The organism is Corallococcus exercitus, from assembly GCF_003611585.1.
In the GTDB taxonomy this organism is placed as follows: domain Bacteria; phylum Myxococcota; class Myxococcia; order Myxococcales; family Myxococcaceae; genus Corallococcus; species Corallococcus exercitus.
Genome location: NZ_RAVW01000414.1, coordinates 1 through 8746 on the forward strand (window position 1 = coordinate 1; position 8746 = coordinate 8746).

Annotated in this window: 9 protein-coding genes and 1 pseudogene; 9 read left to right on the plus strand and 1 reads right to left on the minus strand. The window is 68.1% G+C overall.

Annotated elements, in window-relative coordinates:
• Nucleotides 1–90 precede the first annotated feature (90 nt).
• The 6 genes from sppA (at nucleotide 91) to D7W79_RS34105 (ending at nucleotide 5501) form a co-directional block, all read left to right on the plus strand.
• On the plus strand, nucleotides 91–1779 hold the full coding sequence (sppA, locus tag D7W79_RS34080) for a signal peptide peptidase SppA (protein ID WP_120529508.1): 1689 nt from the start codon (nucleotides 91–93) through the stop codon (nucleotides 1777–1779).
• A 48-nt stretch (nucleotides 1780–1827) separates the two neighbouring features.
• A complete protein-coding gene (locus D7W79_RS34085; RefSeq protein WP_158617121.1) occupies nucleotides 1828–2571 on the plus strand; it encodes a TFIIB-type zinc ribbon-containing protein in 744 nt (247 codons plus the stop codon).
• An 89-nt stretch (nucleotides 2572–2660) separates the two neighbouring features.
• Nucleotides 2661–3263, plus strand: coding sequence for a hypothetical protein (locus D7W79_RS34090; protein WP_120529510.1), 603 nt, complete (start codon nucleotides 2661–2663; stop codon nucleotides 3261–3263).
• A gap of 154 nt (nucleotides 3264–3417) precedes the next feature.
• Nucleotides 3418–4500: an iron-sulfur cluster carrier protein ApbC gene (gene apbC, locus D7W79_RS34095; RefSeq protein WP_120529511.1), complete on the plus strand. Its 1083-nt coding sequence runs from the start codon at nucleotides 3418–3420 to the stop codon at nucleotides 4498–4500.
• Between the two features lie 28 nt (nucleotides 4501–4528).
• Nucleotides 4529–5041 (plus strand): hypothetical protein, encoded by a 513-nt coding sequence (locus tag D7W79_RS34100; RefSeq protein WP_120529512.1) that lies wholly within the window; start codon nucleotides 4529–4531, stop codon nucleotides 5039–5041.
• A gap of 4 nt (nucleotides 5042–5045) precedes the next feature.
• Nucleotides 5046–5501, plus strand: coding sequence for a hypothetical protein (locus tag D7W79_RS34105; RefSeq protein WP_244222128.1), 456 nt, complete (start codon nucleotides 5046–5048; stop codon nucleotides 5499–5501).
• Nucleotides 5502–5522: 21 nt separating this feature from the next.
• Here the strand turns inward: D7W79_RS34105 and D7W79_RS34110 are convergent, their stop codons facing one another.
• Nucleotides 5523–6605, minus strand: a complete 1083-nt coding sequence (locus D7W79_RS34110; RefSeq protein WP_158617122.1) for a GTP pyrophosphokinase — start codon at nucleotides 6603–6605, stop codon at nucleotides 5523–5525.
• Nucleotides 6606–6700: 95 nt separating this feature from the next.
• Here D7W79_RS34110 and D7W79_RS34115 point away from each other — a divergent pair, with 95 nt between their 5' ends.
• The 3 genes and pseudogenes from D7W79_RS34115 to D7W79_RS34125 all read left to right on the plus strand — a co-directional run.
• A complete protein-coding gene (locus D7W79_RS34115) occupies nucleotides 6701–7549 on the plus strand; it encodes a 3-hydroxyacyl-CoA dehydrogenase family protein (protein WP_120529514.1) in 849 nt (282 codons plus the stop codon).
• A gap of 33 nt (nucleotides 7550–7582) precedes the next feature.
• A complete protein-coding gene (locus D7W79_RS34120) occupies nucleotides 7583–8359 on the plus strand; it encodes an enoyl-CoA hydratase-related protein (RefSeq protein WP_120529515.1) in 777 nt (258 codons plus the stop codon).
• Nucleotide 8360: 1 nt separating this feature from the next.
• Nucleotides 8361–8746 (plus strand): annotated as a pseudogene (locus D7W79_RS34125) (hypothetical protein); the annotation flags it as partial.

Sequence of the window (8746 nt, forward strand, 5' to 3'; positions counted from 1 at the left end):
GGGGAGGGCATGGGCCTTGAGCCTAACAGAGCCTCCCGGGGCGGGTGAACAGGGGTTGCTTCGCCCGGCGCGGGGCGTTAGGCGCGCGGGATGCTCCGCCTTCCCTTCCTCCTGCTGGCGAACCTCCTCCTGGGGCTGCGGTTGCTCCTGGGCCTGCCCTTCCGTCTGATGGCGGCGCGCAAGCGGCCCACGTGGATCCGCTTCCGGCTCGCGGGCAGCCTGCCGTACCGCCCGCGCCCCATGCCGCGCTTCCGCCTGGGCGGCACCCCGACGGAGCCCGCCACGGTGACGTCACTGGAAGCGCTGGGACGTGCACTCAAGGTGCTGGCCGCGGATCCGAAGGTGGAGGGCATCCTCCTGGAGATTGAAGGCCTGGGCATCCCGGACGCCCGGCGGGAGGCCCTGCGCGGCCTGCTGTCGGACTTCCAGGCCGCCGGCAAGCGGGTGGTGTCCTGGGCGGTGATGGTGGACACGGACGCATACCCCGTGCTGGGCGCGGCGGACGAGGTGCTGCTCGCCCCCATGGGCCGGGTGGAGCTGGTGGGCTACGCCGCCCAGGCCACGGTGCTGGGCGAGGCCTTCGGCCGGGTGGGCATCCACGCGCACTTCGCCCGGCGCGGCGACTACAAGACGGCGCCGGAGCTCTTCACGGACGGCAGGGTGTCCGACATCCAGCGACAGACGCTGGAGTCCTTCCTGGATGAACGCTACGCCGCCCTGGTGGAGGCCCTCTCCAGCGACCGGGGCAAGACGCCGGAGGAGGCGCGGGCGCTCATCGACGCGGGGCCCTACAGCGCGAAGCGGGCTCAGGAGGCGGGGCTGGTGGACGGGCTGGTCCACGAGGCGGACCTGGGCGCGCACCTGGGCCTGGAGGCCAAGAAGGACGAGGAGCCGCCGGTGCCCACGTATGACGCGTACCTGGCGACGCTCGCGTTCCCGCCGGTGAAGTGGCGCCGGCTGCGCCGCAAGCCCCGGCTCGCCGTGGTGGACGTGGCGGGCATCATCATCCCGGGCAGCGGCGGCGCGGGCCGGTTCGCGGCGGCGGACACGGTGGTGAAGGCGCTGCGGCGGGCGGGCAGGGACAAGCGCGCGAAGGCGGTGGTGCTGGCGGTGGCGAGCCCTGGCGGATCCGCGCTCGCGTCCGAGCAGATCCTGGAGGCGGTGAAGCGCGTGGCGAAGCAGAAGCCCGTCATCGCGTACGTGGATCAGGTCTGCGCGAGCGGCGGCTACATGGCGGCCATCGGCGCGAAGGAGATCTGGTCCGCGCCCCACGCCGTCGTGGGCTCCATCGGCGTGTTCGTGGGCAAGTTCGAGTACGGCGAGCTGCTGGAGAAGCTGGGCATCCACCGCACCACGCTGGCGCGGGGGGAGAACGCGGCCTTCTTCTCCTCGTCGCGAGGCTTCACGCCGCACGAGCGCGCCGCGCTGGAGCGCGAGGTGGAGGAGAGCTACCAGTCCTTCCTGGAGCTGGTGGCCCAGGCGCGCGGCCGGACGAAGGAGGAGATCCACCAGCGCGCGGAGGGGCGCGTCTACTCAGGCGTGCGCGCGAAGGACGCGGGGCTGGTGGACCGCATCGGCGGCTTCGAGGAGGTCTGCCGCCACGCGCTGGACGAGGCGCGCGTCCCGTCGGATGACTTCGACATCGTCCGCTATGGCGGCCCTCGCGCAAGGCTGTCGCTGCTCAAGCTGCTGATGGGTGCGGCGCACCCCGCCACGTACGCGTTCTGCACCGCGGCCTGGAGCCTCCAGCGCTCCGGTTCGTCCACGCGCATCGAGTAGGCATCACTCCCTTTTCTCCAGCCAGAGCGGCGCCTTAGCATGCACGGCATGGCCCGCTCCTGCCCGGTCTGCCCCAGCCAGACGTTGAACGCCATCCAGGCCTCCGACGTGGAGGTGGACGTCTGCCCTCGCTGCGACGGCATGTACTTCGACCGGGGGGAGCTGGAGCGCTTCCCGGACCGGCCTTCGCTCAAGCCGCTGGTGAACGCGGCGAAGCAGGCCGCGTCGCGGTGCCGCAAGGGCGGGCACCTGATTCCGCGCGCCCTGGCCCTCTGTGCCACCTGCGACGGCGAGCCCGTGGGCTGTCCCGGCTGCGGCGCCCGGCTGGCGCTGGTCAACGCGCGCGTCTGCAACGTGGACCTGTGCACGCACTGCGGCGGCACCTGGCTGGACGCGGGCAAGTTCGAGGCCCTGGAGAACGCCATCGTGACGCCTCCCAAGGCCGCGCCCGTGTCCAAGGGCTGGGAGGTCGCCCCCGCGACGGATGGCGGCGCGGATCCCTGGAGGGGCCCGGGCGCCACGGCCGCGCTGCCGCCGTCGGATTCACCCACGGGCGGCCTGGGCGTGCGCTCCCCCCTGGCCTGCGTCCACTGCGGCATCCAGGTCTCCGTGGTCCACGCCCACGCGTTCAACGGCGATATCTACTGCGGCGAGCACCGCCCGAAGGGCGCCGTGTCGGGCAACAGCCTGCCCAAGAGCCGCGACGCGAGCACCATGCCCAACCTGGACATGTCGGACGTCGTCGACATGTCGGACCTGGTGATCTGGCTGTTCCGGCTCCTGCGCCGCTGACCCCTCGCGCGCCGCCCGCCCGCCTGGAGCCCAGGCACCGACGGGAGATTGCCCGCCCCGGGGCCGGGGTCTACCCTGCCGCGCCAGTGATGACCCGCCTTGCTCCCCTGAGCCTCCTGTTGTTGGGCACCGCCTGCGCCACCGCCTCGCGTGAACCGGCCTCGGTGGCGGAGGCGTACGCGAAGGCGCTGGAGGAGAACCGGCTGTCGGACGCCTACCGCCTGACGACCGGCGGCCCGGAGGGGGAGGGCGCCTTCCTGGACGAATACTCAGACCTTGCTGCCCGCCAGGAGCGCGCCGCCGCCGTCCGCACGGGCGCGGGCGTGCTGGAGGCCCGGGCCCCGTCCGTCACGCTGGCCCGTCAGGGCGAGGACTGGCGCGTGGTGGAGTCCCGCCCCGCGGACGTGCCCCGGGCGGCGCTGAAGAAGTTCCTGGACGAGGTGGAGTCCCGCGACTGGAAGGGCGCGTGGGGCCTGCTCGCCTCGCCGCTGAGGGCCCGCTACACGCCGGAGCGCCTGCGCGACGACTTCGAACGCGAGCCCCTGGCGAAGGAGCGCCTGCGCCGCGCCCGTCTGGCCCTCAACACCCACGTGCGCGTGGCGGCGGGCGAGGCCCTGTTCCCCCTGGGTGGTGAGCGCGCGGTGCGGCTGGTGCTGGAAGACGGCGAGTACCGCGTGGCGGCCATCGAATGACGGCCAGAAGCCGCGCGCGTCCCGGGCAGGGCGGAAGGCCGGGCGGGCTCCGGAGATGTGCGTTAAACGACGTTGACAGCCCCCGGAGTGCTGGCAATCTCCGCCCCCCTTCAAGCGTGCAAACGCCTGTTTTCAAAAGGTTTCAGGTGTCCCGATGAGCGTGTCCCAGGCCGATGTGATGACGGCCATGTCGAAGGTGATCGACCCCGAGCTGCACGTCGATCTGGTGAAGGCCGGCATGGTGAAGGACGTGCGCGTCACCGGTGACACGGTGAAGTTGAAGATCGAGCTGACCACGCCCGCGTGTCCCATGAAGGGGAAGATCCAGGCGGACGCGGAGGCCGCGCTCAAGGCGGTGCCGGGCCTGAAGTCCTTCGACATTGAGTGGGGCGCCCAGGTGCGCGGCGTCGCCGGAGGCTCCGGCGGGGCCCTGCTGCCGGGTGTGAAGAACATCTTGCTCGTGGGCGCCGGCAAGGGCGGCGTGGGCAAGAGCACGGTGGCGGTGAACCTGGCCGCGTCGCTCGCGCAGCACGGCGCCAAGGTGGGCCTGCTGGACGCGGACTTCTACGGCCCCTCCGTGCCGCTGATGACGGGCACCGCGGACAAGCGCCCGGTGAGCCCCAACGGCAAGACGCTGGATCCGCTGGTCGCCCACGGCCTGAAGATCATGTCCATTGGCTTCCTGGTGGAGGCGGATCAGGCGCTCATCTGGCGCGGCCCCATGCTCCACGGCGCCCTCATGCAACTGGTGCGCGACGTGAACTGGGGCGAGCTGGACTACCTCATCCTGGACCTGCCCCCGGGCACGGGCGACGTGGCGCTGACGCTGTCGCAGTCCGTGCGGGCCGCGGGCGCGGTGCTGGTGACGACGCCGCAGGACGTGGCGCTGGCGGACGTGGTGCGCGCCAAGCAGATGTTCGACAAGGTCCACATCCCCGTGCTGGGCATCGTGGAGAACATGAGCCAGTTCATCTGCCCGCACTGCAACAAGAGCACGCCCATCTTCAACCACGGCGGCGGGCACAAGGCGGCGGAGATGTTCGGCATCCCATTCCTGGGGGAGATCCCGCTCGACCTCAAGGTGCGCGAGGCGGGAGACTCCGGCGTGCCGGTGGTGGTGGGGCACAAGGACAGCCCGGAGGCGAAGGCCTTCCAGGACGTCGCTCGCGCAATCGCGGGCCGCGTGTCCGCGCAGACCATGAAGAGCGTGCCCCTGCCGGTGATGCAGGCCCGGTAGGGCTCAACTGACGTAAAGGAGACCCCGCATGGCCCCGGCCGGCAACGACGACCTCCCGCCTGATCCGCTGTTCGACGACGACTCGGAGCAGCAGCCCGGCCGCGAGAGCCGCACGGGCGGCTTCGTGCCGGACTTCGTGCGGCGCATGGCGGTGGCCGGCATGGGCGCGGTCTTCATGGGCGAGGAGGGCATCCGTGCCCTCGCCGGCCAGCTGAAGCTCCCCAAGGAGGCGCTGGGCTTCATCCTCTCCCAGGCGGAGAAGACGAAGGACGACATCAGCCGCGTCGTCACGGAGGAGCTGCGCCGCTTCATGCAGTCGGAGAAGCTGCGCGACGAGTTCCTCAAGCTGCTCTCCGGCATGACGGTGGAGGTCAAGGCGCAGATCCGCCTGGTGCCGTCGGAGAAGTCCGAAGAGGCGCCCGCCGCGGAGCCGCACAGCACCAAGGCCAGCAAGAAGGCCGCGGAGGCGCCCACGGCGCGCGTGGTCATCACCGACGTGAACGCGCGCCGGCCGGCCTCCAAGCGCTCGAAGCGGGAGTAGGGACGTGGCGGAGGAAGGCACCACGCCGCCCGCGCCGGAGGTTCCGGCACCGCTCCCCAAGCCGCGGCCTGGCTGGCGCACGCACCCGCTGCCCAAGCGGCTGGCGCTCATCGCCATCGTGGCGGTGGGCCTGTGGCTGTGGAAGGCCACGGACCTGCCGGAGCGCCAGCTCATCTTCCAGCTCACCGGAGACGGCTGGAGCGGCGTGCGCGCCGTGGACCTCCAGGTGCTGGACGACGAGGAGCACATCCTCAAGCGCGAGGAGCGCTTCTTCGCGAACGGCCCGCCCCCGGAGGTGACGTTCAAGATGCGCCTGCCGGAGGGCACCTTCCGCACGCTCCTGTTCGTGAAGGTGGAGGGACGCGAGAAGCGGGACGTGGTGCGGGGCCGGCTGATGGTGGGCGAGTCGACGGCCATCGTTGTCCCGCTGAGACTGCCCGGAAACAAAACCAAGCCTTAGAGTCACGTTGCCTACCATGCGCTACGAGGTAGCTTTGCCTACCCCCAAAAAACGACGAATGCGCGAAAAGTGTATTTCTCGAGAACGCTCGTGGGGCTCCATGTCTTCAAGTTTTTTCTTGATTTCATCCATGCTTCCAATTCGGCTAACCTTAAGTAGCGAGACAACTAAAAGGGAAATGCCTTCATGGAAATGTGTGCCTTGAAGCTGCCCGGCCGCAAACTTGACAATGTCATTGCGATTGGAAGCGTACTCTTTTTCTAGTTGGTCGACATTCGCAATGCCAGAGCCCAGAAGGTAGGCGGCCCAGATACCAAAAACTGCGCCAACATCATGTGGTGGGACCGGATACAAGTCCGCGCTCATCTTGGTAGCGATTTCTTTTTCCGTATTTCGAAGCTCAAGACTTCTCTCTGCGAATTGCAGCAGTGTAATTGCATCAATACCCACTTTCTGTGGAGTGGTCTGCGCCTCAATCCTTGATTTCTGCTCATATGCCGTCAGCTCAGACTTAATTCGCGAAAACTCAGTGTCCGCAGATTCCAACAAGGCCGCCAATATGAAGAAGCGCCTTTGAATCGGATCTGGGACGCCGCCCTGTCGCTTGTATCCTAAATCGTGCTGTATCTCGGCCCATGTGTGCTGCAAGATTGATCGGATCTGGATTTCACACGTGAGCCCCTGAAATGAGGAGTACTCCGGGAAATGCAGTCGAGATGTCGAGAGCCTGCAAACTCGATGAAGAGAGCTGTATCCAAATGAGTTTACAGCCATCAATTTTCGTTTATCTATGGACTGAGGCTGGACGTCGAATTCTCTATCAATTAATTCCGCGACGCGGTCGACGTCCTCGGCGAAGTGAGTAATGATCCTTATCCCTACCAGATCCGTAATATCTTCAAGCCTGCTGTAGCCCTTGTCAGGTCGGGCGACTTTCTCTCTGAGGCTTTCCTTGGATTTGACTCGGAAGCCGATTGAGTGAACTCCAATTGGGCTGGCCTCAAGTATTTCGGCGATAAGAGAACTCGTCTTCTTTGCAAATCGCTCGTAAAGACGTTGTCCCAAAGCAAAAGCTGTCAGCATCTCTTCGTGGGACTGAACCATCGGTGGTGGCCTTTCTCCATCATGCTTCATCTCATGCTTGACCAGGCAGCTGGCTCTACATATGCCCGCATTTCGCGGGGAAAGGATAGGCTCAATTGGCAACGGAACACATCGTCGTCGTCGGTGCAGGGCAGATGGGCGCGGGCATCGCGCAGGTGGCGCTCCAGGCGGGCCTCCGCGTGTCACTGGTGGACGTCAACAAGGACGGGCTCGCCAAGGGCGCGGACCGCATCAAGGCCGGCCTGAAGAAGCTGGTGGAGAAGGGCAAGCTGGATGCGGCGAAGCAGCAGGCCGCGGAAGCCAACCTGGCCACCTTCACGAGCGCCCGTGAGGCCAAGGACGTGGACGTCGCCATCGAGGCCGTCACGGAGAACGAGGACCTCAAGCGCCGCATCTTCCTGGAGCTGGACGAGGTGGTCCGCCCCGGCGGCATCCTCGCCACCAACACGTCCTCCATCCCCATCACCCGCATCGCCGCGGCCACGAAGCGTCCGGAAGCCGTCATCGGGATGCACTTCATGAACCCGGTGCCGGTGATGCAGCTGGTGGAGCTGATCCGCGGCGCGGCCACCAGCGACGAGACCTACGCCACCATCCGCACGATGGCCGAGCGCATGGGCAAGACGACGGTGGTGTCCAAGGACTACCCGGGCTTCATCGTCAACCGCATCCTCATCCCCATGCTGAACGAGGCCTGCTTCGCGCTGATGGAGGGCCTGGGCACCGCGGAGGACATCGACACCGCGATGAAGCTGGGCACCAACCAGCCCATGGGCCCGCTGCAGCTGGCGGACTTCATCGGCCTGGACACGGTGCTCTACATCGCCGAAGTGCTCCACAAGGGCCTGGGTGACTCCAAGTACCGCCCGTGCCCGCTGCTGCGCCAGTACGTGGACGCCGGCTGGTACGGCAAGAAGAGCGGCCGCGGCTTCTACAAGTACTAGGCCTCCCGAGCCTCGACAGGAGACACCACGCACATGGACTACCAGAACATCAAGTTCGAGAAGGACGGCGCCATCGCCATCCTCACCGTGGACCGCCCCAAGGCGCTCAACGCGCTCAACAGCGCCACGTTCCACGAGATGGACCACGCGCTGCGCTCGCTGAAGGACGACACGCGCGCGCTCATCGTCACCGGCGGCGGGGACAAGTCCTTCGTCGCGGGCGCGGACATCGCGGAGATGTCCACCATCAGCGCCTCGCAGGCCCGTGAGTTCTCCGCGCTGGGCCACCATGTCTTCGCGTCCCTGGAGAACCTGCCCATCCCCACCATCGCGGCCGTGAACGGCTTCGCGCTGGGCGGCGGCCTGGAGCTGGCCCTGGGCTGCGACCTCATCTACGCGTCGGAGAAGGCGAAGCTGGGCGTGCCGGAAGTCACCCTGGGCGTCATCCCCGGCTTCGGCGGCACGCAGCGCCTCACGCGCCTGCTGGGCCGCGCCCGCGCCAAGGAGCTGCTCTTCACCGCGGACCGCATCGACGCGGCGAAGGCGAAGGAGATCGGCCTCGTGCTGGAGGTGCTGCCTCCGGATCAGCTCATGGCCCACTGCAAGGCGGTGGCCGCCAGGATCCTGAAGAACGGCCCGCTCGCGGTGGCCCAGGCCAAGCGTGTGGTGGAGTACGGCGCGGACCAGGACCTGCGCGCCGCCAACGAGCTGGAGCGCCAGGGCTTCGCGGTCCTCTTCGGTTCGGAGGATCAGCGCGAGGGCATGGCCGCGTTCCTGGCCAAGCGCCCCGCCAACTTCCAGGGCAAGTGACGTGAAGCCCGCGGTCGCGGCCGGGAGCCTGCTGTGCTTCCTGGCCGCGCCGCCGGCCCGGGCGGAGGAGCATGAACCCCGCGCCCCGGCCCTGGTGTCCTGGAAGCGCACGCTGTGTCTCTACACGCTGTGCTTCCTGGAGCCCGCCATCCCGGACCTGCGCCGCGAGTGGGGCGACGGCGCGCACTGGGTGCTCTCCTGGCCCATCCATCCATGGGCCACGCCGCCCGTGGACGTACCCGGCGTGCTGGGTCCCACGCTCATCCTGTCGCCCTTCGTGGAGCCCCAGCTGCGGCTGCGGCCATCCACCTTCCGGCTGCTCGCCGGGGCCCGCGCGTATGCGTTCCCGGACGCGTACCGCTTCGGCGTGCTGGCCGAGGGGGCGGG